Source organism: Spartinivicinus ruber (assembly GCF_011009015.1).
Lineage (GTDB): Bacteria > Pseudomonadota > Gammaproteobacteria > Pseudomonadales > Zooshikellaceae > Spartinivicinus > Spartinivicinus ruber.
Genome location: NZ_CP048878.1, coordinates 4597992 through 4623653, shown reverse-complemented (window position 1 = coordinate 4623653; position 25662 = coordinate 4597992). Strand labels below are relative to the sequence as shown.

General features: G+C 39.9%; 27 protein-coding genes and 1 pseudogene. 21 read left to right on the top strand and 7 right to left on the bottom strand.

Going from position 1 to position 25662, the window contains the following annotated elements:
• Positions 1 to 64: 64 nt before the first annotated feature.
• The 7 genes from G4Y78_RS21040 to G4Y78_RS21010 all read left to right on the top strand — a co-directional run bounded on the left by G4Y78_RS21040 (position 65) and on the right by G4Y78_RS21010 (position 6000).
• Complete coding sequence (locus G4Y78_RS21040) at positions 65 to 526, top strand: hypothetical protein (RefSeq protein WP_163834867.1); 462 nt, start codon at positions 65 to 67, stop codon at positions 524 to 526.
• A 39-nt stretch (positions 527 to 565) separates the two neighbouring features.
• Entirely contained in the window at positions 566 to 1414 is an 849-nt protein-coding gene (locus G4Y78_RS21035) for a sulfurtransferase (protein WP_230425628.1), read from the top strand.
• A 223-nt stretch (positions 1415 to 1637) separates the two neighbouring features.
• The gene (locus G4Y78_RS21030) at positions 1638 to 2210 is read left to right on the top strand and encodes a hypothetical protein (protein WP_163834866.1); all 573 of its coding nucleotides are present in this window, start codon (positions 1638 to 1640) and stop codon (positions 2208 to 2210) included.
• 55 nt (positions 2211 to 2265) lie between these two features.
• Positions 2266 to 2574 carry an HPr-rel-A system PqqD family peptide chaperone gene (locus tag G4Y78_RS21025; RefSeq protein ID WP_163834865.1) on the top strand — a complete coding sequence of 103 codons (309 nt, stop codon included), beginning with the start codon at positions 2266 to 2268 and terminating at the stop codon, positions 2572 to 2574.
• Positions 2571 to 3536: an HprK-related kinase A gene (locus tag G4Y78_RS21020; RefSeq protein ID WP_163834864.1), complete on the top strand. Its 966-nt coding sequence runs from the start codon at positions 2571 to 2573 to the stop codon at positions 3534 to 3536. Before G4Y78_RS21025 ends, G4Y78_RS21020 begins: the two co-directional genes overlap by 4 nt.
• The gene (locus G4Y78_RS21015; protein ID WP_163834863.1) at positions 3520 to 4602 is read left to right on the top strand and encodes a nucleotidyltransferase domain-containing protein; all 1083 of its coding nucleotides are present in this window, start codon (positions 3520 to 3522) and stop codon (positions 4600 to 4602) included. Before G4Y78_RS21020 ends, G4Y78_RS21015 begins: the two co-directional genes overlap by 17 nt.
• 147 nt (positions 4603 to 4749) lie before the next feature.
• Positions 4750 to 6000, top strand: a complete 1251-nt coding sequence (locus tag G4Y78_RS21010; RefSeq protein ID WP_163834862.1) for a diguanylate cyclase — start codon at positions 4750 to 4752, stop codon at positions 5998 to 6000.
• A gap of 58 nt (positions 6001 to 6058) precedes the next feature.
• On the opposite strand, the gene G4Y78_RS21005 is transcribed toward G4Y78_RS21010, so the two are convergent.
• Positions 6059 to 6316 (bottom strand): ACT domain-containing protein, encoded by a 258-nt coding sequence (locus G4Y78_RS21005; RefSeq protein ID WP_163834861.1) that lies wholly within the window; start codon positions 6314 to 6316, stop codon positions 6059 to 6061.
• On the bottom strand, positions 6303 to 7964 hold the full coding sequence (gene ilvG / locus G4Y78_RS21000) for an acetolactate synthase 2 catalytic subunit (RefSeq protein WP_163834860.1): 1662 nt from the start codon (positions 7962 to 7964) through the stop codon (positions 6303 to 6305). Before ilvG ends, G4Y78_RS21005 begins: the two co-directional genes overlap by 14 nt.
• A 511-nt stretch (positions 7965 to 8475) precedes the next feature.
• Here ilvG and G4Y78_RS20995 point away from each other — a divergent pair.
• From G4Y78_RS20995 to G4Y78_RS20960, 8 genes are all read left to right on the top strand, one after another.
• Positions 8476 to 8712 (top strand): YdcH family protein, encoded by a 237-nt coding sequence (locus G4Y78_RS20995; protein WP_163834859.1) that lies wholly within the window; start codon positions 8476 to 8478, stop codon positions 8710 to 8712.
• 288 nt (positions 8713 to 9000) lie between these two features.
• Positions 9001 to 9240 carry a PAAR domain-containing protein gene (locus G4Y78_RS20990; protein ID WP_163834858.1) on the top strand — a complete coding sequence of 80 codons (240 nt, stop codon included), beginning with the start codon at positions 9001 to 9003 and terminating at the stop codon, positions 9238 to 9240.
• A gap of 324 nt (positions 9241 to 9564) precedes the next feature.
• Complete coding sequence (locus G4Y78_RS20985; RefSeq protein WP_163834857.1) at positions 9565 to 9927, top strand: PilZ domain-containing protein; 363 nt, start codon at positions 9565 to 9567, stop codon at positions 9925 to 9927.
• Positions 9928 to 10355: 428 nt separating this feature from the next.
• Complete coding sequence (locus G4Y78_RS20980) at positions 10356 to 10772, top strand: hypothetical protein (RefSeq protein WP_163834856.1); 417 nt, start codon at positions 10356 to 10358, stop codon at positions 10770 to 10772.
• Positions 10773 to 11129: 357 nt separating this feature from the next.
• On the top strand, positions 11130 to 11555 hold the full coding sequence (locus G4Y78_RS20975) for a DUF1203 domain-containing protein (protein WP_222937550.1): 426 nt from the start codon (positions 11130 to 11132) through the stop codon (positions 11553 to 11555).
• 51 nt (positions 11556 to 11606) lie between these two features.
• Positions 11607 to 12170, top strand: a complete 564-nt coding sequence (locus G4Y78_RS20970; protein ID WP_163834854.1) for a hypothetical protein — start codon at positions 11607 to 11609, stop codon at positions 12168 to 12170.
• Positions 12171 to 12225: 55 nt separating this feature from the next.
• Positions 12226 to 12969, top strand: coding sequence for a contractile injection system protein, VgrG/Pvc8 family (locus G4Y78_RS20965; RefSeq protein ID WP_163834853.1), 744 nt, complete (start codon positions 12226 to 12228; stop codon positions 12967 to 12969).
• A 106-nt stretch (positions 12970 to 13075) separates the two neighbouring features.
• Complete coding sequence (locus G4Y78_RS20960; protein WP_163834852.1) at positions 13076 to 13648, top strand: hypothetical protein; 573 nt, start codon at positions 13076 to 13078, stop codon at positions 13646 to 13648.
• 441 nt (positions 13649 to 14089) lie between these two features.
• Here the strand turns inward: G4Y78_RS20960 and G4Y78_RS20955 are convergent.
• Positions 14090 to 15615, bottom strand: a pseudogene (locus G4Y78_RS20955) (IS3 family transposase).
• 158 nt (positions 15616 to 15773) lie between these two features.
• Here G4Y78_RS20955 and G4Y78_RS20950 point away from each other — a divergent pair.
• The 6 genes from G4Y78_RS20950 to G4Y78_RS20925 all read left to right on the top strand — a co-directional run bounded on the left by G4Y78_RS20950 (position 15774) and on the right by G4Y78_RS20925 (position 19911).
• Positions 15774 to 16709 (top strand): IS1595 family transposase, encoded by a 936-nt coding sequence (locus G4Y78_RS20950; RefSeq protein ID WP_163830705.1) that lies wholly within the window; start codon positions 15774 to 15776, stop codon positions 16707 to 16709.
• A 2-nt stretch (positions 16710 to 16711) separates the two neighbouring features.
• Positions 16712 to 17266 (top strand): DNA-binding transcriptional response regulator, encoded by a 555-nt coding sequence (locus G4Y78_RS20945; RefSeq protein WP_163834851.1) that lies wholly within the window; start codon positions 16712 to 16714, stop codon positions 17264 to 17266.
• Positions 17263 to 18345 (top strand): sensor histidine kinase, encoded by a 1083-nt coding sequence (locus tag G4Y78_RS20940; RefSeq protein ID WP_163834850.1) that lies wholly within the window; start codon positions 17263 to 17265, stop codon positions 18343 to 18345. The genes G4Y78_RS20945 and G4Y78_RS20940 overlap by 4 nt, the downstream gene beginning before the upstream one ends.
• Positions 18346 to 18388: 43 nt before the next feature.
• On the top strand, positions 18389 to 19219 hold the full coding sequence (locus G4Y78_RS20935; protein ID WP_163834849.1) for a class I SAM-dependent methyltransferase: 831 nt from the start codon (positions 18389 to 18391) through the stop codon (positions 19217 to 19219).
• Positions 19220 to 19325: 106 nt separating this feature from the next.
• Positions 19326 to 19532 carry a hypothetical protein gene (locus G4Y78_RS20930; protein WP_163834848.1) on the top strand — a complete coding sequence of 69 codons (207 nt, stop codon included), beginning with the start codon at positions 19326 to 19328 and terminating at the stop codon, positions 19530 to 19532.
• A gap of 10 nt (positions 19533 to 19542) precedes the next feature.
• The gene (locus G4Y78_RS20925; RefSeq protein WP_163834847.1) at positions 19543 to 19911 is read left to right on the top strand and encodes a nuclear transport factor 2 family protein; all 369 of its coding nucleotides are present in this window, start codon (positions 19543 to 19545) and stop codon (positions 19909 to 19911) included.
• 433 nt (positions 19912 to 20344) lie between these two features.
• Here G4Y78_RS20925 and G4Y78_RS20920 read toward each other — a convergent pair whose 3' ends face one another.
• The 4 genes from G4Y78_RS20920 to G4Y78_RS20905 all read right to left on the bottom strand — a co-directional run bounded on the left by G4Y78_RS20920 (position 20345) and on the right by G4Y78_RS20905 (position 25640).
• Complete coding sequence (locus G4Y78_RS20920; protein WP_163834846.1) at positions 20345 to 20782, bottom strand: hypothetical protein; 438 nt, start codon at positions 20780 to 20782, stop codon at positions 20345 to 20347.
• Between the two features lie 137 nt (positions 20783 to 20919).
• Positions 20920 to 23589 carry an RHS repeat-associated core domain-containing protein gene (locus G4Y78_RS20915; RefSeq protein WP_163834845.1) on the bottom strand — a complete coding sequence of 890 codons (2670 nt, stop codon included), beginning with the start codon at positions 23587 to 23589 and terminating at the stop codon, positions 20920 to 20922.
• 76 nt (positions 23590 to 23665) lie between these two features.
• Positions 23666 to 25153, bottom strand: coding sequence for a DUF6531 domain-containing protein (locus G4Y78_RS20910; RefSeq protein WP_163834844.1), 1488 nt, complete (start codon positions 25151 to 25153; stop codon positions 23666 to 23668).
• A gap of 337 nt (positions 25154 to 25490) precedes the next feature.
• Positions 25491 to 25640: a hypothetical protein gene (locus G4Y78_RS20905; protein ID WP_163834843.1), complete on the bottom strand. Its 150-nt coding sequence runs from the start codon at positions 25638 to 25640 to the stop codon at positions 25491 to 25493.
• Positions 25641 to 25662 lie beyond the last annotated feature (22 nt).

Genomic DNA, 25662 nt, shown 5'->3' with positions numbered 1-25662 from the left:
TACCTAATTTTAGTAGACTCATGATTGCTTGCCAGTAACAGAAGATTAAGAGGACGTTGGCCAGATGAGAAAAGAAACCCTTTGGGCTGTATTAATAGTGACGACGGTCTTTACGGCTGGCGTGATAGGAGTAGGATGGGACTCCTGGATAACCCCAAATGCCCCCCTACCTTCGCCTGATGACAGCTTAGTTAATCAGAAAGATGATCTAAATAATGACGGGCCTGCTACTAGCTCTCAACAGACTAACTCTACAAAAGTTGGGATAAGTGACAGTAGAGATAGTAAACAAACTGCAGATACTCGTGGTGCTATGAAGCCTCCTGCCGATGTGAATCCTGACAAAACAGTTATTCAGCAATCGGCTACGGCTACTTCATCTGAAAAGCAGAACAAGAAGTCAGCTGGTCAGCGAACCCGAATAATTGTCAAAGATCCAGTCGTGTTGGATGGTGTTGATGTGGTGGCTGAATTAAAAGGGAAAGAGTTGTCAGCAGAAGACGCTATTAAAGCAGCGGATGAATAACGCGTATTAACTAAAAATTTTAAAGACAAGGTAACGTTTATGGAAATGCTGGTAACACCTATTTGGTTATCAGAACAACTCTCTCTTAACAATAATATTTGTGTTATCGACTGCCGCTTTTCTTTGGCTGATCCTACAGCTGGTCAGCAAGCGTATAAGCAGCAGCATATTCCTACAGCAGTGTATGCTGACTTAGAAAAAGACTTATCTGGTCCGATTATACCAGGAGCAACTGGGCGCCACCCTTTGCCTGATGCCAATCGCCTTAGCCAACAACTAAGAGATTGGGGGGTTAATCAAGACACAAAAGTGGTCGTATATGATCAGCAGGATAGTAGTATGGCTTCTCGGCTCTGGTGGTTACTGACTTGGCTTGGCAAGGAGCAAGTGGCGATTTTAGATGGTGGCATACAAGCCTGGCAGAGTTTAGAGCTAGCGGTTACAGCAGAAATACCCAATAAAGCTGAAGGAAACTTTTTGGGTGTGCCCGACTCCACCATGTGGGTGTCTGCAGAAGAAATACTGCAGCAGCTGGCTATGCCAAAATGGTGCTTGATTGATGCTCGAGCTACTGCTCGTTATGCTGGAGAGCAAGAGCCAATTGATCCTGTCGCAGGACATATTCCCAGCGCGCTTAACTTGCCTTTCCAGGGCAATTTAGCTGAGTCTGGTTGTTTCTTGCCTAAACATGAATTAATTGAGCGTTTTAAAAACTTGTCAGTTAAAGAAGTCACAGATTTGGTGTGTTATTGTGGTTCTGGAGTAACAGCTTGCCATAATATCTTTGCCATGGACCTAGCAGGATTAGGGCGCCCTAGGTTGTATCCTGGTTCTTGGAGCGAATGGGTAACCAATCCGAACCGGCCGGTAGCGACATCAGCTTCATAGGTGATGACTAATAAGCTGGGTAAACTTGGTTATTTGTCATGAACTTGAACAATGGGTGAAATAGTCAAGTTAATGATGTCTTATAATTTTACAGTAGGTTACAGTTGATTATTCTGAAAATGGTCAATAGCTGATTGATACTGGGGTATAAATAAAATTATTGTATGGACCAAACTTTGCTTAATAAAGGATAGTTTTTAACGGATAACAAGTTGGCGGGACAATGAGTAATAGTGAGCATAGCAATCAACCAGTTAAGACTGGGCAGCAATCAAGCTTGACCAGTGATATTCAGAAACTGTCAAGTAAACAGGTGCAACGTCGGAAGTTGCTCAAAGCTTCTGCAGTAGGAGCTCCTCTAGTGTTAACTTTAAGAAGTGGCGCGGCATTAGCAGCAACCAGTGCTACTTGTGATATGAAATTGGCTGAGGCCAATTTACCTGACCCTGATGCTGTGGTGTCTGAGCAGGACGGAATGAATGAAGAGCCTAGCTGGGTACGGGCAATGGGTACCAAGTATACATATACTCCGACCAATGGTGAGCCTCAAATGATTGTTGAGGTTAATAATACGCTGTATGAGTTAAATTTGAGTCAGCAGCTGATTCAAGCAATGAACCAAAACCAATTGGCTGAGTGGGAGCAAGCTGTGACTAATAACGAAGGGGAGTTAAGCTCTGAACAGGTGAGCGTCCTTGTTTACTTTGATGATATGCAGCAAATGAGTGTTGAATACTCTCCAGGTACTTCACCGTTAACGAATTCTTGCTGGGTTTCAATTCAGCCTACCCCCTAATAAAGAGTGTTGTAGCCTTTGGGTTACAGCACTAATCTGGTCTACCCTTTAAGCCATGACAATCTATTGCCAGAAAAAAAATAAACCTGCAAATTGGCGTCTGGCTGATCTTGATCAGTTACTATGGGCTGATTGGGGGGAAGATACTATTGTGTTTAATGGCTTATCTGCGGATACTCATTTGTTAAATGCTATGTCATTAGATGTTTTATTGTTATTGGCCAAACAACCACTATCGCTTGATCAGTTAATAACAAGCCTTGCCAATCAATGGCAACAGACCTCGGAACAGCTTGCAAAACCAGTTAGTAATTTGATCCACAACCTGGATTGTTTAGGGTTGATTGAGCCGGACTTTACATGAAGATTGCGGACTTAACAGTAATGGAGCTACAGGAGCGGCTTCGCACTGGCTTGATGTATCAAATAGGTCCATTTAAATTTCAATTAACTGTAAAAAACTGTAAAACACTTGTATCCCAACTGCATTGGTTATTTGCACATTATCCCACCTTTAGTCAGCCACAACTCATAGATTTTTCAATTCAGGTTAAACGACCTCAGTTGTGGCGTCGTTGGTGGCGACCTCAAGTGGAATTTAGAACCGATGGTGAGCCTGGTATGGCACCGTTTCCACTGGATCATGCGCTACCTATGCTAGAGTGGGGGAGTAACTGGTGTATTGCTACCCATGCCCATCGGTATTTAATGCTGCATGCTGCAGTGGTGGAGCGTAATGGCCAGGCTATTTTATTTCCTGCCTGGCCTGGCTCAGGAAAAAGTACTTTATGTGCAGCATTGTCGTTGAGTGGCTGGCGAATGCTATCAGATGAGTTTGGGCTATTAGAGCCTGAGACAGGTTTATTGCAACCGCTCCCTAAGCTAATTCCACTAAAAAATACTTCAATTGAAGTAATGAAGCGGTTTAGTCCTGAAGCGGTCATTGGGCCTTTATTTGAAAAAACCCGCAAAGGCATGGTTGCTCACTTTCGGCCTCCTGCTGCCAGTATTGAACGAGCAGAGGAAAAAGCTCATCCTCGTTGGGTCATTTTCCCCCGTTATAAGCCAGGCGCGAACAATGAATTGATCCTAGTAGAAAAGTCTCAAGCATTATTGAGACTGGCAAATAATGCATTCAATTACAAATTATTGGGTGTCTCAGGGTTTCAGGCTGCACGCCAATTAGTTGATCAATGCAGCTGCTATGAATTGAACTTTGATAATTTACGGGCGGTTATTCCATTATTGCTTAGCCTGTATGAACAGCAGCCTGCTTCCCAATCAGCCAAGAGTATTAGTAGAGTGGTTAATGAAACAGCGGGCTGAACATCATTATTTACTGAACGCCATTAAAGAACCATCAAGTGTGGTTCCGTTTTCTGTAGCGCAATGGAACATCCTGCTTTTTCAGGCTAAACAGGCTGGCATGTTAGCCACACTGACTAACTGTTTTCAGCAGCAACAGGTTTGGGATCAGTTACCTGAGCAGGTACAAGGTCAATGCCAGGATGCTTTGCAGTTTGCAAAATATTTACAACGTAATGCTCGCTGGGAAATCAATAGACTCAGGCGGATACTGTACCCTGCCGGCTATCAAATAACTTTACTAAAAGGAGCGGCTTATTTATTTCATAATATTCCGGTTAGTGAAGGACGATTGTTAGCGGATGTTGACTTATTATTTGCTGAGGAGGATTTACCTACGATTGAATCTTTACTAGTCGATAACGGTTGGGCTTGTGCAAAACAAAATGAATATGATAAAGCCTACTACCGTCAGTGGATGCATGAGTTACCTCCTTATCGTCATCGCGAACGGTTGTATGATGTAGATATTCACCACCGGATTTTACCCCGCACCAGTCGTTTAAACCCAGATCCTTCTTTATTATTAAATGCGGCTGTACCTCTGACTGAGCCAGGGCTAAATACCTTGTGTTTTCCTGACATGGTGTTACACGCTGTGGTCCATTTAGGTTATGACGCGGATTATCATAACCGAATTAGAGATTTATACGATATAGATCAATTGCTTAAATATGGGGAGCAACATGTGGCTGACTTTTGGCTGCAGCTTCAAGAACGTGCAGTGAAACTCGGTGTTACATCCCCTCTGGTTGATATTTTGTGGTTGTTACAGCAGTTTTTTGCAACCTCAGTCAATGAGAAATTGCTTGCAGAGTTGTCTAGACAGCCAACTCCTATTCAACGGATGAAATATTGGGCAATGCCTGAAGCGATATTACCTTTAGCAAGGGGGCAAGCACGGTTACAAAAAAAACTGGCCTGCCAATTACTTTATTTACGTTCCCACTGGTTAAAAATGCCACCGCTACTATTGCTACATCACCTGTCTCGAAAAGCCTGGATGCGCGCAACTGGTAAAGCTTAAACAATATTGCAGCAAGTTTGCGCTGCTATACTCTACTATTAAGCTGAAATGACAGTTCACTTACAGCTGTAGTGCTGCACTATTGCATCCTATGAGGCTGTTGCAATAGCTTTGCGAAAGTCTCCTATAAATAAGTGGAAACCTTGTATGAAGGGGAGTTCTGTATTAATTGTTGAAGATAGCCCCATGGTTTGGAAGGTGCTTAAACACCTATTTGAGGCAAGAAAAGACTTATCCCCTTCATTTGCTGCAAACTTGAATGAGGCAGAGAGATATTTGAACAATGCTGAAAAGACTTATTTGGTAGCAGTAGCTGATTTAAACTTACCGGATGCGCCTAATGGTGAAGTGGTTGATAGAATACTGCATGCAAATATCCCCTGTATTGTACTCTCAAGCTCATATAATGATGAAAAACGGGAGGCACTGTTAGATAAAGGTGTCGTTGATTATGTGGTTAAAGAAAGCCGTTATTCTTATGAATATGTCATTAAATTAATCGAACGGTTGCAAAAAAATCAGTTTATTAAAGTGCTGGTGGTTGATGACTCTAAATCCTCTCGTGCGTTTATCAGAAAAACACTGAAACAACATTTATATCAAGTTCTGGAAGCGGAAGATGGCGTTGATGCGTTGAATGTGTTGCAGCAACAGCCTGATATTCGGTTGATGATCGTTGATTACAATATGCCAAATATGAATGGGTATGAGTTGGTAAAACATATTCGGCATAAACAGCATAATAAGAACTTAATTATTATTGGTTTGTCTGCTGAAGGGGGTGGGGCGTTATCTGCCAAGTTTATTAAAAATGGAGCTGATGATTTTTTACGTAAGCCTTTTTATCATGAAGAGCTGCACTGTAGATTAATGCATAACTTAGAGGAAATGGAACTATTTGAAGCTGTTAAGGATGCTGCAAATCGTGATTATCTAACGGGGTTATTCAACAGGCGTTATTTTTTTCAGATGGCTGAGAAAGTATATGGAAATGCCCTGGAAAATAATAAACAACTTAGCTTGGCCATGTTAGATATCGATTATTTTAAAAAGATTAATGATAGTTATGGCCATGAAGCTGGCGACTATGTGTTAACTAAAGTGGCTGATGTATTAATGCAAAAATTCGCTCGTTTTACTGTTGCTAGGGTGGGTGGCGAAGAGTTTTGCATTTTATTTAATGGGCTTAATGCAGAAAAAAGTAAGCAATTACTGGATAGTTTTCGAAACCTTATTGCAGAACAGTCCTTAATAGTGAGAGATAATGTTCTAAGCATTACGTTTAGTATAGGTGTAACTGATAACTTATATAACTCGCTCAGCGATATGTTGGCCAAGGCGGACCAATGCTTATATCAGGCAAAGCAAGCTGGCAGAAACGTAGTGATAAAAGATTGAAAACTAGTAAGTCCTATAGGAGATAGTATTCTGCTACCTCCTTGATAATCAACCTTTATCATGCTTCTACAACAGCAAGTTTTCGTTTTGCTGGAGTTAGTTCGCGAATGTCATATTGCTTGGCTAATTGCATCACTAGATGCTGTTGACTTCGGTTACTGGCTACAGCTAAATCGATTTTAAAATAATCCTGTTTCTTATTTAGTTTTGCGTTGAAGTGTTTTATTTCAAAGCCGCGAACCCGACTGGTATTTAAAATTCGTTCTAAGCAACCAGGGGTGTTACGAGCGACCAATTGCAATTCATAGTAATTCATTGTTTGTACACTCCAGCATATTATCGTTAGGTACACCCGGTGGAACCAGTGGCCATACGTTGTCCTTGGGGTTGATGCATACATGCAAAAGAAAAGGCTTGGTTGCCTTGAGAAAAGCTTGCAAAGCGGGCTCTACTTCAGATGTTTGGGTAATACATTGAGCTGTTAAACCAAATGCTTGGGCTACTTTTACAAAATCAGGGTTATCTGATAAATCAACTTCGCTGTATCGTTCAGTAAAAAACAGGGTTTGCCATTGCCTAACCATGCCAAGCCGCTGGTTATCGATAATGATAATTTTAATGGGGAGTTGGTAACGAATAATGGTTGCCAGCTCTTGGATATTCATCATGAAAGAGCCATCTCCAGAAATATTGATAACTTGCGCACTGGGGTTAGCAAATTGGGCGCCAATCGCTGCTGGCAAACCATATCCCATGGTACCGAGGCCACTACTGCTGAGATGGTGGCGCGGATGAGTAAACTGGTAATGCTGTGCTACCCACATTTGGTGCTGACCAACATCACAACTGATAATGGTTTCTTCTGGAGATAGTTGTGCTAATCGATGAATTAACTGGGGAGCATAAATCGAAGGGGGATTTTCTGGATAGGTGAAAGCATATTGGCTTTTTAGTTGAGTGCACTGTTGTTGCCACTGAGCAATGTTAGCAGAGTAGGCTAATTGACTTAAGCTGTAATTGAGTTCGCCATGGATAATTACATCGGGTGTTTTGAGCTTACCAAATTCAGCTGCATCGATATCTAGGTGAATGATTTTTGCATTTTCTGCAAAGCTGTCCAGCTTACCTGTTACTCGGTCATCAAAGCGGGCACCAATACAAATCAGTAAATCACACTGTTGTACGGCTAAATTGGCTGCTTTGGTGCCATGCATGCCTAACATACCCAGATAATAAGGATCATCTGGTAGATGATTGCCAATGCCTTTCAAGGTAGTGACTGAGGGTATTCCTGAGTGGCATGCATAGTCTCTTAATGCTGCAACGGCGTTGCCCAACATAATACCACCACCACTATAAAGCACAGGTCGTTTTGCCTGTAGAATCAGTTGATTGGCTTCTTCTATGGTGCCGGTTCCTGCTGTAGGCAAACTGTTGTCTAGTGAGGGAAAGCCAACCAGTGGGGGTATTTTTGCCAATTGAATGTCTTTTGGTACGTCGATTAATACAGGACCAGGTCGCCCAGATAGGGCAATCTGCATGGCTTCTTGCAGCATTCTGGGTAATTCGCATGGAGTGCGCACTTGAAAGCTGTGTTTAACCACAGGCAAGGCCATGCCTAAAATATCGACTTCTTGAAAGGCATCCGTTCCAATCAAGGGGCTGGCAACTTGGCCTGTAATGGCCAGCATGGGGATAGAGTCCAAATGTGCATTGGCAATGCCTGTGAGTAGGTTGGTGGCGCCTGGGCCAGAGGTGGCTAAACAAACCCCTAAATTACCAGTGCTTCTGGCATATCCATCGGCAGCAAGAGCGGCACCTTGTTCGTGACGGCAAAGAACATGGTTGAGCTTGCTATCATAAAGCGCATCATAGACAGGCATGATTGCACCACCCGGATAGCCAAAAATGGTACTGATTCCTGCAGTTTCAAGGGCTTTAATAATATGCTGTGCGCCATTCATAGAGTCTGTTCACATCATTGTTGTTGCAAAAAAAAACCCCCGGCTCTTGCAAGTCGGGGGTTTTGGTATCTGGTAGCTTATTTAGTGGTTAGCCACGTGAACCCCCTCGCTGATGAATAATAATCATCACGAGTATCTTCACGATAATAGTTTTAGCAGCTAACAGGGCATTCATTACAAGCAAACTCATCAATTAAGTGTCTCGTCAGTCACACATCAAGCGAGTGACGTATATTTAAGCAGAGCTTTATCACGTGCTTCCTTTAATCAGAGCATAGTTTGATGGAAAAAACAAGAACTAATAGGTGCCTTTACTTGAAGTTGACCAGCATCAATAACTTGTTTGGTTATTTCCGTTATTCATAGCTTTATGGTTTGCTAATAAAAATAAGTGCTGTGTGATACTGCAAACAGAATCGTTTGTTTGCGGGAGTTAACGTAGCTGAAAAATTAGCTGGCGAGCTAAACAACAGATTACTAAACTTATTAATGAGTAATAGGGAGGAAAACAATGTTAAGGCATAAACACAGCCTAGTCGATGAGTTCCCCCAGTGTCGGGAGCAAATTAATAAACTAAAACATGAAAACCCCACCTTCGCCAAAATGGCAGCTGAATATCACATGCTTGATCACCAGCTATGTGGCTTAACGATGAGAGATATTCCGACAAGTGACGAAAATTATCTCTCATTGAAAAAGCGACGAGTTAAATTGAAGGATCAAATTTACGCTATGCTTGTTCATTAGTGAGTCAAGTGAAAGGGTAACGTTAAGTTACCCTTTCTTTTTTGTAGCTGTATAGTGTCGTCTTTCCGATAAAAAAACAAAACTCACTTGCTCTGGGTGATAACGTTGTATTAATAAAAATTAAGGCGTAATGAAAAATAAAAAAGTAATAATACTGATGTGCTATCCACAAGCTTTATATAATCCAGCTACGCTTATAACTAAGGAAAAATCTATATTATTGGGAGTGACATATTTATAGTTAGTATATAAAACTTAGTAGTAAAGCAGTAAAAAAGGTGTAATAAAATGAAATGGGCGCTTGTTGGTGATAAAGATACGAGGGGGAATGTAATTGTTGAAGGTAGCCCAAATCATAGGGAAAGTGGTAAGCCAGTTGCGCGGGTTGGCGATAAACTGAGTGATGGAAGTGTTATTATAACAGGGCACCCTTTTATCAAAATAGATGATCGGCCTGTGGCTATTACAGGTAGTGATGTCAGCAATGGTAATAAGCTGGTGGAAGGCTCCTCAATCACTCAGTTATAAAAAAAATATAACTTCTCGCTTAATATTATTAGCCTTTTTATTTTGCATATGCCTATTATGTTTTTTTGTTAACGATACTCACATTGAGTAGACTTTGCAAAGGATGTATATTAAAAAATATACAGTATCGTCAAAGCGAATGCTATCTAGGAGCGGCCGTCAAGTGACTAAGCTCTATGAGTTAATTGATTTGGGTGAATGCAGTTAATTGATCCTATATAAACTGCATATTACCACCAACCTGGTGATCAGCGATGACAACAAACCCTAAAAATCATTCGCGAAGAGTATAGGTAGCTTGTCTTTAGTGTGTAGTAGTTGAGTATGACAGATAAATTGATTGATGTACCAATACCGCAGGAACAACGTGCCTATCCTCGTAAAGAGGTTAACTGGCAAGCAGCTATCAAAGGAACTGATCATAACGAAGAAGCTATTTCTGCTGTAGCTGTTAATATTTCTATACAAGGAGTAATGATAGCAACCCCAGTCAGTTTTCAAGTTAAGCAAAAATTATCAATCATGATTAAGGCTCATCATTTAAATAACCAGCTAATAATTTATGCTATAGCTGAGGTAAGGCATGTGATTGCTAGGAAAAACGATTATCATGTTGGGCTGCAATTTAAACGAATACAGCCACTTGCAAAGAAATTTATTTATAGATTTGTAGGAAATGCAATTTAATTAATAAATTACACGCATACTCTCATAGAGTTATCCTAATAATTCATTAACTTCATCTAGAGGCTTACTGTTGCTATAAATACAATTGTAATAGACACAACTATAGGCAAAGCAAAGCATAATGGTAATACCTAATACTAGTAATCGACATTTTTTGAATTTTCTAGCTTGGATAAATTAATATTACTATCTTTTTCAATAAGAAATGTACGGTACTGCTGAATAAATGTGGTTTGAGTAAAAAATCTTTAACCCTTCCATATCTCCCTTGCACACCGTTATTATAAAGCTATAAGTAAAAGTATTTAATTCTTCTAAATATCTTCACTGGGAAGATACTCTTTGATAATATCGACGACGTCTTAAGTTTGTTGACGTTTAATCTAAAATGGATGCTAGTGCTTAATCACTCGAATCATGGAAGAATAATGAAAATACTTAAATACCTTACCATAGCTATTTCAATGATCTTACCAATTCAGTCGTTTGCAACTCATACTGAACTTGAGATATTTAACGACTCAGACGAAGGTGTGGATATTCAAGTTCATGGCTATTTCACAGGTAATATAACCCCTGCTGAAATGGAAAGTAGTATGCTGTGGTCTAGTTTAATTGAAATGTGTAATGAAGGTATTTCAAATACGGTTTCAAACTCAGCAAGCCTATGTGCTGCTGAGGTGTATTTATCTCCTAACTCCATAGATCAAAAGGCTTTGGGTGTAATACTTATTAATTTAATCAGAGGTAATATTATTATTGTTCGTCAAAGACCTGAATTGACTGGCTATAAAATAGTATCCTATGGTAATGGACAATTATTAATTGAAAACAACAGTAACTAAAAAGCTGATATAAACTTAGTTAGCTAGGGTGTTGAAGTACATAGCGGGCTGAAAGGTGAGATGTAAACAAATATGTTGAATTATGTCTAACATACAAAACCTAAATATTGATCAGTGATATGATGCCAACATTATTCAAACTTATACAATACTGTTTATGCATAACAATACTGTCAATTACGCCTCTATGGGCCTAGACGCAGCATGCAGTGTTGATTGCTTTTAGTATTATGCAAAAATTACTTGTTCATTTTTCGGTTGTAACTTCGCTTAATTCTTGAATAAATTTGTTACTCTTTCTAAATAGAGATATATGGAATGGAAAACAATTTTTTAATCGTACCATTGAAGAGAAGTTTGTTTTCTTCTCTGACTGATGCTGAGCTCATTGAATCTAATGCCAAGTGGATGGAGGTTGATTTAAAGCCTGGTTATCCGTGTCGAGTATCTTTAGAAGACGCAGACATTGGGGAAAGAATTCTCGCTATTAATTATTGCCATCATTCGGTAGATACACCCTATAAGGCCTCAGGCCCAATATTTGTTAGAGAAAACGCCTTAACAGCTAACCTGTCAATAAATGAAGTTCCTATGATGCTTCGCCATAGACTATTATCTTTACGTGCATATAATGACCAAGGGATGATGGTAGATGCTCATATCACGGAAGGCGTAAATTTAGATACAACTATCAATGAAGTATTTATAGAGCCTTGTATCGAATATATACAAATCCATAATGCCAAACCTGGCTGTTTCAATTGCACGGTAGTTAGAGCATAACGAATATAGTCACAGGACAAAAAAACGCTCTCAAAATTAGTTGCTTCAATTTTGAATCAACTGTTAATCCAAATAGCGGATTCCTTAGTGAATGTGGGTCGGTTTATGTGGAATCTGGGTTCGATGGTTATTACTGTCGCTGGCAAAATAAATAATTTTATCGAGGCGACTATTGGCTGGAAAAATATCGCTGCTGTTGTGGCTGCATTAATTGGGGTGAAATTAGTCGGTGCGGTATTAGCTGCAGGTGCTGCGCTAATGACGATTATTCCAGCCATTAAAGCCATGGGCTTAGCGATGATGGCCAATCCGATTGGTTTAATTATTAAACTCATTGCTGTTGGCACTACGTTGATTCATACCAGCTGGAGTACGGTTTCTACTTTTTTAGGGGATACCTTTGATGCTATTGTTAATGCTTGTAGTGATGCATTTGAAATAATTAAAAAATACTTTCTCAACTTCACGCCGCTCGGTTATATCGTTTCCAACTGGGAGGGTATCAGTGATTTTTTTAGTAACCTTTGGGATGAAATTAACCAGGCGTTTGATGGTGGAGTAACAGGTATTGCCAAAAGCTTTTTAAGTTATTCCCCTTTAGGGTTAATAAGGTAATTTACCCATACCCGCCAAAGGTACCAAGTTATCAGTTGCCATCCAGAATATTCATATGGGTGATTTTATTATTGATGGGGTGTCACTCTCTGGCCCTCCTAACCAAATGACCATTCAGGCCAAAGGTGCCAACCTTCGTGATCAACTCCGTAGCCCTAAATCACGTTCCTGGCATCAAAAAAAGCTGGTAGATATTGTAACCACCGTGGCTAATGACAATGGGTTGAAGCCTAAAATTGCAGAAGTATTTACGCCTATTGTCATTGATCACATAGACCAGACAGAAGAATCTGATATTAATTTTTTAAGTCGCATTGCGTTAGATCATGGGGCGATTGTTAAGCCGATGATGGAACATTTAGTGTTTGTTGAGCGAGGGAAAACCAAAACAGCCACCGGTAAACAATTGTCAGCAATAACAATTTCTAAAATTAATAAATGGAATTTAAAAGCCCCTGACAGGCAATATTATAAAAGTGTGATGGCTAAATATCATAGTGCTGAAGGTGGCAAGACAGAGCATGTTAAGGTTGGTAATGGCGAACCGACCTATACTATTAAAATTGTATATCCAACCAAGGAAGCAGCCCAAGCCAGCGCCAAAGTCAAGCTAAGTGGCTTAAATTATACAGAAGCCAGTTTAAGTATAACTGTAGTGGGTAACCCTAAGTTAATAGCTGAGTGGCCTGTGATTATTCAAGGTGTAAGGGCTGGTGTTGATTGTAGGTGGGTGGTGAAGCAGGCCAAGCATTCGGTAAGTGCTTCGAGGTATATAACGAGTGTTAGTTTAATTAATTGAAGTATAAAGGGAATTATACGTCAGCATGACGCAATATATTACGTCACTACAACGTAATGTATTACGTCATAGTGACGTTCATTAATAGTTATGTTTTAGGATGGAAATGGTTTCAACAGATAGTTTAATACAGGCTTCTAGTGATATTTCAGATGCTTTTTTCGAAAAAAAGTATTTCACTACAATTCACAGTTTAGAGACTGGGGATGAGGGTATGTATTCATTATTTGTTGTGGAACTCAAATACCCACTTCCTCCAAGTGCGGAAGTTCAATTTGCACTGCTTTGGAAATCTATTGAAGAGTATGAATTCTCCGAAGACTACTATGAGAAAATGTCATCTAGAGAAAAGCAAGATAGCTTGTTTAGCTGCTTCACAGAGTTTCTTAACGGTTGTGATTTTCGTGTAACTACTGATTCTGATACAGAAAGAACAAATGAAATAATAAATGAATGCCAATCATTGGTTTTAGAAAATCCCGAAAAAATGGCTTGGGGAAAGGATCATAAAGTTGGCTATTACAAAAATGGTAAGTTCGTGAGTTCCCGGCTACCTAAGGAGCTTATTAACAAGGTAAGCCTTCCAGGAACTGTCGCAACAGATGATTGGAATGATTACATGGTAATATTTGAATCAAAGAGAGCCCTTTCCCTATTTTATTGGTTTACAGGTGCTTAGTTAGTACGATAAACATAACAAGTTGTTCAAGGTGACGCCTGGCGGCGCACCTTACCAAGGCGTTATGCCAGTCGTTCCAAGCTTCTATGCCGATCATTCCATGCTCCTAAAGGTAATTTATGTACATATTTGGGAAAATAAGACAACTGAGTGAACTGAAAACCGTTACTCAGTCAAGAAAAATTGAAAGATCTTCAGTTTCAATGTTGTGCATTGATGATCAGGGTCGGTGTTTGTCAACGTAGTTGTCGTGTTATCTTCTTATCTTCATCGAGCTATCTCAAAACGTGAGGCATAATAAATATTAATAATCAATTTAGGGCTAATTATTAATAACACAGACAACACCCATTGCTCCTTCTGGTGGACGCCTTGCGATGCAAAGCATCCATCCTCAGCAGCTTCAATTAAAGAGGGGAGTTGCACAGTTTTAAATGGATATTAACGAGTTTGATTTCTCTCAGGGTTTAAGTGGACTTCATCTGCCAACTCCCAGTTTCGTATATTCCCACTCCATCGGTTAGGGGAAGCTGCTTTAGCTTGCTCATAAACCTGTTTCCGCCGGCTTAAAATAACTAGGTCTTCACCTGTATGGCGTTGTACCGGTGTTACAAACTTTAATCCACTATGCTGATGCTCATGGTTATACCAATGAACAAATTGATCAACCCACCGTTGAGCGCTTTCTAATGAGGTAAACCCTTGGTGAGGGAAATCTGGTCGGTATTTAGTGGTCTTAAATATGGACTCTGCATAAGCATTGTCATTGCTAACTCGCGGTCGACTATAAGAAGGCTCAATACCAAGTTCAGCGAGTTTGACTTGTAAAGCGCTTCCCTTCATTGGACTCCCATTATCTGAATGTAATATCAGGGGCTGCTGGTGAATTTTATGGAGATTTTCCCGCCAGAAGGCTTTCTGTATTAAGTCTGCCGCTAGGCTACTACGCTCACAATCGTGCACCTCCCAGCCAACCACCTTGCGGCTGAAAACATCAAGGATCAAATACAGGTAAAAAAAGATGCCGGTGACGGGACCTGGCAACCAAGTGATATCCCAGCACCAAAGTTGATTAGGGCCTGTCGCCGTGTGGGTGGTTTTCGGTTTGGGTTGACGAGATTGGGTCTTCCCTCGATGGGTTGATAACCCTTCTGCCCGCATGAGCCGATAAAAGCTGGCTTCACTGGCAATATACTCACCTTGATCTGCTAATTTAGGCACAATCTGAGAAGGTGGGAGGTCAGCAAACTCCGGTGAATTCAGCGTTTCTCGCATCTGTTGATGAACATTGGGAGGCAGCTTATTAGGCGGCAATGGACGCTGTGCAGTGGTGCGGCCATCCGGTTGTAGCTCACCGCCTTGCTGCCACCGTTGATAAGTGCGCGGGGTTAACCCTAATACTTCACAGGCCTTAAATTGCCGAGCCCCTGCAGTTGTGGCTTCCCCAATTAACTGAACTGTTTGTTGCCTATCCGCATACGACGTTAGGCTTCCTCGTCCGGTCCCCAGATTGACTGAGCTTTTTTTTGAAGGACTAACAGGGCCGCGGCTTCGGCCAGTGCTTTTTCTTTTCGCTTTAGCTCTTTTTCAAGTTGTTGGCACCGCTGCTTTTCCACTTGCAAGCTTTTCTTTAGCTCCTGGGAGGGTTGCTCTGGCTGAATAAATGCCTGTTTCCACTGCTCAACTTGCTCAACATACAACCCTTTTTTTCGGCAATAGGCTGCTAGCTCTGCTTGAGATAAGGCCGCTGTCTCAATGATCACATTAAGCCTTTGTTCTGATGACCAGCTTTGATTTGATGTTTCTTTCGGCATGTTGGCAGATTGACTTCGCACTTTGGTTTTCCAAGTATGCAGGGTTGACTGAGGAATGCCAGTCATTTTGTGTACCACTGGGACTGATTTATTTTCGGGTGGGAGCAATAGCTTTAAGATATTTTCTTTTTGCTGTTTGGTATATTTAGCCATCAGTTATCTGTCGTCATCTCAGTGAATAAAAACGACAACTAGCCTGACAGAGAGGGGGGTTTAGAATATGAAAAAATTATCCTAATTATCACTATACCTAAGCCATTAACTGCTGTATATTTGAACAGCATGGAAACTTAATTGAGAAGGTATAAATAATGGCTATCAACAAAGTTCAATTTCAAAAAGGCCTGAGTTTAAACGAGTTTCTCAAACAATATGGTACAGAAGAACAATGCTTTAATACCTTATACAAATTGCGATGGCCAGAAGGTTTTCAGTGCCCCAATTGTGGATACGACAAATGCTGTCAACTCACTACTAGAAAGCTTCAGCAGTGCTATAAATGTCACCAGCAAACATCTGTAACTGCAGGTACTATCTTTGAATCAACCAAATTACCATTAAAGACTTGGTTCCAAGGGATGTATTTGATCTCCCAAGACAAAAAAGGTATATCAGCCATAGAATTACATCGCCATTTAGGTATTTCCTATCAAGCTGCCTGGAGAATGAAACATAAGCTCATGAAAGTGATGCAAGAAAGAGAAGGCACCAAGCAATTGTCGGGTTTTATTGAAATTGATGATGCCTATCTTGGTGGTGAGCGTACAGGTTGCAAAAGAGGTAGGGGAGCAGATGGGAAAATACCTTTTGTAGCAGCCGTAGAAACAACAAAACAAGGTCAACCGACACGAATTAAACTGAGCATTTTAAAAGGGTTTAATAAAGAAGAGATAACGGCTTGGAGTAGGCAGAATTTGGCCAAGGGCAGTACCGTAATCTCCGATGGACTGGCCTGTTTTAATGGTGTCATAGAAGCAGGTTGTCTTCATGATAAAATTGTATGCGGTGGTGGTCGTGCATCAGTAGAGGAACCTGAATTTTATTGGGTTAACACCATCCTTGGAAACTTAAAAAGTGCTTTACGTAGTACTTATCATGCTATTCGCGCTAAATATGCACAACGTTATCTTGCTGAATTTCAGTATCGATTTAATCGAAGATTTAGCTTAGTAGAATTTATTCCTAGGCTAGCATTTGTAGCACTGAGAACACCTCCACTACCAGGTAAGCTACTAAATATAGCTTAGGTATGATGATAATTAGGAAAATTATTAGAAATCATAATTTTAATATTCGTGTTTTAAACGATATTGAAGATATTAAAGCGGTTATGGATTACCCAGTTGTTATTTGTGATATCAAAGGAGTTGGTAAAAGTTTTGGCTCCATATATGAAGGTGGGCATATCATTGAAGAAATCAAGAGTCACTATCCTGAAAAAGTGGTGATTGCCTATACCGGTCAACAATTTGATGCAACTTATAATAAATTTTTCTCTTTAGCTGATTTTACGTTAACGAAAGATGTAGATTCGGATACATGGGTTACCTTGCTTGACCAAACCATAAGTAAAGTGGTTTCGCCTGTTGAGCAATGGAAGCGGATGAGAACCTTTTTGCTTGAAAAAGAAGTCCCAATTAAGACTGTATTTCAGTTAGAGCAAGAATTTATTGAAGCTGTATTAAAGGGTGATAAAGATAAATTTGCAAAAAATTCCACTTTAAGGGGCTTGGAAGGTGATATTAGAGATGTAATATCCAGCTTTATAGCTAGTATTTTGTTTAAAATGGTGTTTGGAGCATGAGTAGAATATCGGCAATTCCAGTGTGGAATGTAGAAACGGAACAGCTGGAAGGCGGTTGCTTTTCAAGCGTCTCGGATGTGTGTTTGAAACAAAATAAGAAAACGTGTAAAAAACACTATGAAAGAATAAAGAATTTAAAAGGATTTCATGAATGCCCCGCTGGACTGTCTTCATACAACTCGGGTGAAAGTATATATTCCGGAGTAAGAATAGCTGGGTATTACACAAAAAATAAGATTAAAAATTCTAGCTCCTTTCTTCCAACGATACCTCCGAATGTCATTCTTGAAAGCGTGTCAAATTCAAAGTCAATTGAGCGCGAGATTTTTGAAGGCGAAGTTCAAGCAGAATTTGATAAGGATCTTGTGGATTTCTGTTTACATGAGGTTAGGAAATATAATTTGATCATTAAGAGGAGTTCTGAGGAATACCTAACCTCTAAAGATTTTTGCAGTTTAGATAATGAAAAACTAATGAAAACAGTGTTCGCATCAAGCTCTTCGATCACAAATCGTCTAAATATATATGACTTCGAAAGCAATCCAAAAATCATAACAGCATCTACACCATTTCAGGCGTCCGTGTTTCAGAAATTCCAAAAAGCTTCGCATTGCTTGGAAATATACGCAAGAGATGCCGGAGTTCGAATATCCCCTTTTAAAGGTCGTCTACATACGAATATCGATATGTTTCCAATATTTGATTTCGTACCTCATGTATTGTTAGAGAATGCCATTAAATACTCCCCTAGCAACCAAACTATTGAAGTAGCTTTCAAAGAGCACAGTGACTCATTTGAAATAAAAGTCGAGTCGATTGGTCCTAGCCTAAGGGATGGAGAAGAGCATAAAATCTTTAACAAAAAAATTAGAGGGAAAAACGCTGAACTAGTTGATACTAGTGGCGGTGGCTATGGACTCTATTTTGCAAAACTGATTTGCGAACTTCATAATATTAATCTAGCTGTAAATGTCGAAGGCTCAAGTGTCAGATTGAATAACATTCCGTATTCAAAATTTTCTTTTGTCATTTCATACAATAAATTGCATAACAAAGCATTGCAGCGGACAAGCCGCTGAATGCGGCGTTATATTTTTCGGCCAAACTAAAGAGATGATCATTATGACAAGTGATAAAGCAATATCCGAACACTACTTGCACGGTTATTTACTGCAAGCGATTCGCGCATCAATTAAAAAACTCGGTAAAACGATTGATAACATATCAATTGAAGATCTTGCACCTGTTGACGAATTTCATATTGGGGGGCGGTTAGCAACTGAAAATTTGCTAAACCAGCTCAGCTTTTCCGAGAAACACCATATACTTGATGTAGGTTGTGGTCTGGGTGGCGCGGCACGATTTGTGGCAGACAAGTACAACAACCATGTTACTGGGATAGATTTGACAGAGGAATACGTTGAAGCAGGAAAGTCACTATGTGCCTGGGTCAATCTGGATAAAAAGGTTTTTCTTCAACAGGGGAGCGCAACTGCGATGCCCTTTCAGGATGAATTGTTTGACGGCGGCTACATGTTACATGTAGGTATGAACATCGAAGACAAAGAATTGCTTTTCAGGGAAATTTTTCGAGTGTTACGACAGGGATCATCTTTCGGTGTCTATGATGTAATGCGCATCAACGAGGGTGACCTGACCTACCCGGTCCCTTGGGCAACAGAAAAGAGTACTAGCAGGTTAGCTACACCCAACCAATACAGACAAGCTCTGAATGATGCTGGATTTGAAGTTTCTAAAGAAAATAATCGTCGTGATTTTGCGCTGGATTTTTTCAGGAAGGTACTTGAAAAAACAGAGGCAAGTGGCGGCCCACCTCCGCTTGGATTACATACGCTAATGAAGGAAAGTACTTCAATTAAAATTAAGAATATGATCGGCAATATCACAGCTGATTATATTGCCCCCGTGGAGATAATCGCCCATAAAAATTGAATAAATATAACAAGCACATGCAGCCGGACCAAACCACTCGCTGCGCTCGCGGTTTAGCCGCTGATGCGAGGCGTTATTCATAGGGTGAGTTCGTGGAGAGAACATAATGAGATTCCTTACGTTAGTATCTTTAGTTGGCGACATAGTAACTATCGGTGGTGCTGTTAAATCGCTCCTTAATAATCCTGAAAAGCAAGATGTGGTGGAATACATATCTTTTTTAGAGACAAAAAGGGTTCTTTTTGCACAATTTGACCAAGAGCTAAAAGATCCTGTAATTCAAAGCATTAAGACGATTAAAGCTAAAACTTAGGAAGATTAAAATGAGTGCTTCAGAACATTTAAATACATATCTGGAAGGTTGGGGTAAGGGAGATGCAGAACTAATTTTGAAAGCAACAGCGACAGACTACACTCTTGATGACCCCAATCATGGCATGGTTTCGAAAAGTGAATTTATGGAATATTTTGAAGAATTAAAGAAAGTAGTAGCTTCTCTTTGCGACGGTCAACTACCAAATCCACTAGTAGAGGCATCGGAAGTGCTTACCAAAGAAGAAGGAAGTATTTTTACTGCCTGGTGTTGGTGGGGCATTCCGGGTACACCAATTAAGGGTAGTGGCCTTATCAAAGTTGGCGCTAATGGTGTTTATTCAGAAGTGCTTACCTATTATACGAAACTCAGTGGGTAAAACTCGGCCACTATTTGATGTTGTGTTATAGGTATTTTTTCTAGTATAGAAGGATACTTCATTACCTGAAAAATATTTATACTACTTTAATTTGTGAGGCTTACTACCTCTTCACCTTAATCTACTCACCTTAACTCAAGATGCTACAAAGCCTATCCTGAAAGCCCATCGACAAACGACAATGAGATTATATAAAAAACACTGTTACTCTGATGAAGTAGATGAATGAGGCAATAAATCGATGGGAAGGGAATGCAGGCAAGCCCACTGATTAGCAGGGGATTACCTACTTAGATTACCAAACCGTACGACCAATACTTTGGTAAAAAGTATGGAGGTAATTTGGTTCGCTACATGTAAATAGAAACGATGTGTAACTTCCAACACTTATTATGCCCTTCCACCTGTTACCTTTCAATAAGAGTGAAAATGATTAAGGTAACATTGTATAGCGCACAAACTGATAAGAAATTGGTATAAGAGAAAAAGCCATTACAAGAATACAGAAACTATAGACTTTGATTCTAAGTACTCTTACAGCAAGCAAAGAATATAAAAAAACAACAGAGGCATTTAGCATAAATCCAAAAAAGATACTCTCAGAAAAGCTAATCAAAAAACCCAAAATCAAATAATAAATTAGCTTTATATACAAGACAACAATTAAAGGGGAGTTAATAAAAATTGCTAATGGTCTCATACTCCCTTTAAACATCGAGATTAAAAGTAAGGCTTGTCCTATAATTAATCCCCCTCCCCAATACTTACTAGTAACACCTGCTGTCCACATTCCTAACTGAAATACCAAGCTTAAATCATATATAGCATATACATATATAAAAACTGTATTCATTAACAGCCATAATGTCATGTTAAGTTGCATAAATTTACAATAAACTTTATAGGCTATAAAATTTCGGAAATCCACTTTCAGAAAGTAACTGACAACTACATATAACAAATTTATAGCTATCAGTTTAATATTCTATCTAAAGTGACCCATCTGTATTATTTAGAATCTTTTGCTTTATTATAAGCACTTTCTGTTTGTTTTTGAAAGTTACTTTGCCAAAACCAATAATCATCAGTATCCACTTGGAAATTATCTAAACTTCTAGTTACATTTGAAAGATTCTCACCTCGTACTGTAGTATCCCAATCTGCTCCTCTGCACACATCACCATGTGTTAGATTATGGCCATCACCAGTAAAGTTAAACTCCAGCCCATCTTCAGAGGTACAAGAGTAGGCACACTGCTTAACTCCATTTACTTCTCCAACACCTCCTGAGTTTTTTGCCTTACAAGTACACTTTACAAGACCTAATGGATCTACATACAAAACTGGGTTAGCATCAACATAAGCATAAGTATTTAAGCCACCATTTAACCCAATCGGATCACTTTCGATGTACCGTCCAAGTGTTGGATCGTAGTCTCTATAATAGTTGTAGTGTAGCCCTGACTCTGGGTCAAAAACCTGCCCAGGAAAACGCAATGCAACCACTGTTTTCTGGCCATTGCCATCCACATCTTCATTGGCTACGCCAACCCCAAACGCATCTGATTGCCACTGCCAGATTGCTTGGCCTGCTTTATTGGTAGCAACCCGTGGGGTGTTGAGGTGATCACTGTGGATATACGCAACTTGCTGTTTTGTGCTTTGGCCTTTGTCGTTTAGCCATTGCTCTAACATAGCTATGGGCTGAGTACCTAACCACGCATAGTTACGGGTGTAGAACAGTTTATTGCTAGCGTTGTAATAAGCTTCTTCTAACAGTTGCCCGTTTTGGTCGTAGCTATAAATAACGGTTTGGTTGCCAAGCTCTTTAACGATTCGCTCGCCAATCGCGTTATAACGGTATTCAGCTTGTGTATTCCCACCTTTAACAACGGCTTTTAGTCGCCCTTGACCATCATATTGGAGCTGTAAACCATTACCATTATTTTGGGTATTGCCCATGCCGTCATAACTGACATTGCTTTCTTCATGCTTGATTAAGCGGTTGCTGTTTTCGGCATAAGTTAGTTTTTGGGTTTCAGTTTTACCGGCTTTTTCGGTTGTACGCTTGGTGCGGTTACCGACCGGGTCATACTCATAGGTTTTACGACCGTAGTTGGCTTGCTCTTCGATTAAGCGGTCTAAGGCATCGTAACCGTAGCTACTGTTATTTTGCTGGGCTAATAAGTTATCAATGCCGGTAATATTACCATTAGGATCGTACTGGTAATTCAGCTCTTGGATGCCTTGTACCGTTTGCTGAATTAACTGTAAATCCTGATCGTATTGGCGGTTTAAGGTTTTACCGTTACCCCACGTCAATTGTTGTACAGGGCCAAAGGGTACATAGCCAATATTGTTGGCTAAATTAATGACCTGATCACTTCCCTTAAATTGTCCCGTGACTTGGTTAACTTGCCCATTACTATTGCGTTGGTAGCTGATGGTTAAACCAGAGGGGTATTGAATACGGGTCAGCTGATTAGCCAGGTTGTAGCCATAAGCCACGCCAAAGAATTGATCCTTACCATTCAAGCTAACCGAGCGCATAGTTTTGGTGACATTGCCCCGGTCATCATATTGGTAAGCAATTAAGCCTGACTGGTCCTGAATGCCAGTTAAACGGCCAATGCCTTTGTTACCATCGTTGGTGCCATCATAAAGATAAGTAACATTCAACTCAGGGCTAGCAGGATAAGACCGGCTGGTTTGACGGTTTAAAGCGTCATAGCTGTATTTGGTAACAACACCACGGCCATCGACTTTTTGAGTAATGTTACCGGCGGCATCATGGCTATAAACCGTTTCACCACTGCTTGGGCTAATTTCTTTAACTAAACGGCCTAAGCCATCATATTGATAAGTAGTGGTAACACCACGCGGGTCAGTGACATGGGTTAAATTATCTTGCGAGTCGTATTTAAATTGGGTGTTTTGGTTTAATGCATCAGTGCTAGTGACTAACCGATTTAACGCATCATATGCATTACCGCTTTTATAATTACGAGGGTTAGTAGCACCTGTTGTATTGCTGTTTTTATCGTATTCAAACCGGCTGGTTTGGCCATTAGCGCCAACAGACTTTAACAGTCTACTTATTTCATCATAAGCCTGGCTAAATTGGCTCACTACTGCACCGGTTGAAGATTTAACAACCTGCTTGGTAATATTCCCGGCATTATCGTGTTGATATTCGATGCGTTCGCCTAAGCCATTTTGAATAGCGGTTAAACGTTTCGCTCCATCGTATTCATAATGCAGTTCGCTACCATTCGGTAAATAAACCGCCGTCACTTGGCCAATAGCATCGTATTCAAAGCGCGTAGTGATATCGCCCGCTGCACTTTTAATAATGGATTGGGTTAATTGGCCCATCTCATCATAAGACAGGTGAGTGACTGTGCCATTCGCATCGGTAATTTTCTGGGGATTACCAAAGACATTATGGTTAGATAATTGTGTGGAATGCCCTAATGCATTAACAACTTCGGCTAATTGCCCTTTGTCGTTGTAGCTAAATTGGGTAATGTCCTGCACATCTGTACGTGGGCCATCAATTTGCGTAACATTGCCCTGATCGTTGTATTGATAACTGGTGGTACTGCTCGCACCTGAAAGCGCTAACGGGGAAATAAATAACGATAACGCCCCGGCTAATAAAGTCTGTTTAAACTGCATAATATTACTACTCAAAATAAATTTAAAACCTGGCCAAGGCGGTCGTGAACCGCCTAGCAATTTAAATTAATTGATTTTATTTAGCGCTTTCCTGCCGTTGACTTGTTAGCTGGCCTTTATCGCTATATTCATAAGTGGAGGTTTTACCTGGCTCTGTCACCTTTACTGGTAAACTAAAGGTTTCGTGCCATTCCGTGGATACTGTTCGAGCTTGTGGTGTACCTGCTGCTTCTGTTTTTTCAGTTTCTAAACCACGATCATTATATTGATAGGTTGTTTTAACCCCTTGCCAGTCGGTTTTGGATTTTAATAACCCATTATCAAAATATTCGTAATTCTTATTGGCTGCCGCGCAGTTAGCTGATGCGTGACCTTCTACTTTGATAACATTATTCACGCCATGATAATTTTTAAAATAATAAGTTGTTTTCTTGCCTAGAGGGTTAGTGACAGTCGTTTGGTTATCACCATAAGCTAAACTATAATGCTCTTTACCATTGGCTATTTCACTAACTATCGCACGTCCTTTTTCGTCATATTCCCACTGAAGTGATTTAACACCTCGCTTATCAGTCACTGCTGTTAAGTAAAATGGAAAGCGCTCATCATCATAGTGAAAACGACGCGTTTTATTGTCAGGATAAGCGACTGTGGTTAGTCGTCCTCTCGCATCATACTGGTAAGTAATCTGATAATTATTATCAGCTTTGGCTTCAATTAATTGAAATTTATTGTTATATTTTAGTGTTAACTCATTTCCTTGATTATCCGTGATGACTGTATTATCAGATTCATAATGATAGTTATATGTTTTACCACCCAACCACTTTTGTTTAAGAAGCCGTCCTTTTTCATCAAACCAAGCTTGATGATTGTCACTAAAAAGAACTTTCCACTTAGCTCCATTTTCCTGAGTGGGCTCTAGTTTATGAAAAACATCTGGATCACTGGTCCATTCGGAATTAACTAAAGTAAACTGATAGTATTTACCGTCGTGAAGTTGCAATCCTATTTGCTGCTCACCTTTCACTATCATAAGCCGTGTAGAAAAATTATGAGACCAAAAACCGGTGTTACTATTATATGTGCGTGATACAGGAATTTCCCCTGGAATATCAACATCAATATGGTACATATTTCCCGTAGAAATGCGGATAGGCTGGCCTACACTTGGTGTGGTGTTTGGAGCAGTACAACTGCTTGAACCATTTTCTTTAGGAGACAATAAAATAGATCTAGAAAACTGAATTTTTTTATTTCGCCACCACGTAACTCCATCAAAATAATCATAATGGCAGTGGCCAATCAATCGTTTTGTAGTCTTAAGAGGGTAGGTGTATCCTTTATCAATAAATTTACCATAAGGCCTATCAGGTCGGCCCTTATGCCATATAGCAAATTTTTCTTCATACCACTGTTTATTTGCAGCACAAGCCGCTTGCAGAGTAGGCCACGCTCCTGCGTAAGTTCCGCTAACGCCCCACATGCCTTCGGGTAATTTGTTCTGTGCTAGAGAAATGCTTGTGCTTAGCAAGCTCAATAAAAGGATGGATACTTTTTTCATATAAACAACAGCCTGAAAAGGATTTTGTGATAAACCGAGCATTCTACTTAAAATTGATTAATGTTCAATCAATTTCGAGTATTATAAATATGGGTTATTTTACTGATATTGTTGGAAAAGTTTGATGAATAATAGGTCGGTAATTACGTAGAAAATACCACTCAACCAAGCTTGACATTGAACATGAAAAATGAATAAGAAAGGAAAGCTAACCCAATATTGGGCCTGCTATATGATGTGGTTGGAAGCAAGACTAAACACGGTTACTTACAGCTTATTTTTCGGCTTGCTATGTACTTCAACACCATAGCTAACCAAGATAACTTATTCTTCGATGTTAACACTCATCCAAAAGAGCAATAGTTGATGCTCTATTAATTGTGCGTAAAGCTTGCTCCATTTCTATAGCTTTGATAGTCACTTTTAAATATTTATTTTTTAACTCCTTATACTCTTCTATGCTCACATGACCAATCTCATCTGTCATCAATGACGGTTGGTTTAACTCA

Bases quoted from the DNA above. Each gene is read 5' to 3' on its own strand.
- G4Y78_RS21040 (WP_163834867.1), top strand. From the start codon at position 65: ATGAGAAAAGAAACCCTTTGGGCTGTATTAATAGTGACGACGGTCTTT.
- G4Y78_RS21035 (WP_230425628.1), top strand. From the start codon at position 566: ATGGAAATGCTGGTAACACCTATTTGGTTATCAGAACAACTCTCTCTT.
- G4Y78_RS21030 (WP_163834866.1), top strand. From the start codon at position 1,638: ATGAGTAATAGTGAGCATAGCAATCAACCAGTTAAGACTGGGCAGCAA.
- G4Y78_RS21025 (WP_163834865.1), top strand. From the start codon at position 2,266: ATGACAATCTATTGCCAGAAAAAAAATAAACCTGCAAATTGGCGTCTG.
- G4Y78_RS21020 (WP_163834864.1), top strand. From the start codon at position 2,571: ATGAAGATTGCGGACTTAACAGTAATGGAGCTACAGGAGCGGCTTCGC.
- G4Y78_RS21015 (WP_163834863.1), top strand. From the start codon at position 3,520: ATGAAACAGCGGGCTGAACATCATTATTTACTGAACGCCATTAAAGAA.
- G4Y78_RS21010 (WP_163834862.1), top strand. From the start codon at position 4,750: ATGAAGGGGAGTTCTGTATTAATTGTTGAAGATAGCCCCATGGTTTGG.
- G4Y78_RS21005 (WP_163834861.1), bottom strand. From the start codon at position 6,316: ATGAATTACTATGAATTGCAATTGGTCGCTCGTAACACCCCTGGTTGC.
- ilvG (WP_163834860.1), bottom strand. From the start codon at position 7,964: ATGAATGGCGCACAGCATATTATTAAAGCCCTTGAAACTGCAGGAATC.
- G4Y78_RS20995 (WP_163834859.1), top strand. From the start codon at position 8,476: ATGTTAAGGCATAAACACAGCCTAGTCGATGAGTTCCCCCAGTGTCGG.
- G4Y78_RS20990 (WP_163834858.1), top strand. From the start codon at position 9,001: ATGAAATGGGCGCTTGTTGGTGATAAAGATACGAGGGGGAATGTAATT.
- G4Y78_RS20985 (WP_163834857.1), top strand. From the start codon at position 9,565: ATGACAGATAAATTGATTGATGTACCAATACCGCAGGAACAACGTGCC.
- G4Y78_RS20980 (WP_163834856.1), top strand. From the start codon at position 10,356: ATGAAAATACTTAAATACCTTACCATAGCTATTTCAATGATCTTACCA.
- G4Y78_RS20965 (WP_163834853.1), top strand. From the start codon at position 12,226: ATGGGTGATTTTATTATTGATGGGGTGTCACTCTCTGGCCCTCCTAAC.
- G4Y78_RS20960 (WP_163834852.1), top strand. From the start codon at position 13,076: ATGGTTTCAACAGATAGTTTAATACAGGCTTCTAGTGATATTTCAGAT.
- G4Y78_RS20950 (WP_163830705.1), top strand. From the start codon at position 15,774: ATGGCTATCAACAAAGTTCAATTTCAAAAAGGCCTGAGTTTAAACGAG.
- G4Y78_RS20945 (WP_163834851.1), top strand. From the start codon at position 16,712: ATGATGATAATTAGGAAAATTATTAGAAATCATAATTTTAATATTCGT.
- G4Y78_RS20940 (WP_163834850.1), top strand. From the start codon at position 17,263: ATGAGTAGAATATCGGCAATTCCAGTGTGGAATGTAGAAACGGAACAG.
- G4Y78_RS20935 (WP_163834849.1), top strand. From the start codon at position 18,389: ATGACAAGTGATAAAGCAATATCCGAACACTACTTGCACGGTTATTTA.
- G4Y78_RS20930 (WP_163834848.1), top strand. From the start codon at position 19,326: ATGAGATTCCTTACGTTAGTATCTTTAGTTGGCGACATAGTAACTATC.
- G4Y78_RS20925 (WP_163834847.1), top strand. From the start codon at position 19,543: ATGAGTGCTTCAGAACATTTAAATACATATCTGGAAGGTTGGGGTAAG.
- G4Y78_RS20920 (WP_163834846.1), bottom strand. From the start codon at position 20,782: ATGACATTATGGCTGTTAATGAATACAGTTTTTATATATGTATATGCT.
- G4Y78_RS20915 (WP_163834845.1), bottom strand. From the start codon at position 23,589: ATGCAGTTTAAACAGACTTTATTAGCCGGGGCGTTATCGTTATTTATT.
- G4Y78_RS20910 (WP_163834844.1), bottom strand. From the start codon at position 25,153: ATGAAAAAAGTATCCATCCTTTTATTGAGCTTGCTAAGCACAAGCATT.
- G4Y78_RS20905 (WP_163834843.1), bottom strand. From the start codon at position 25,640: ATGACAGATGAGATTGGTCATGTGAGCATAGAAGAGTATAAGGAGTTA.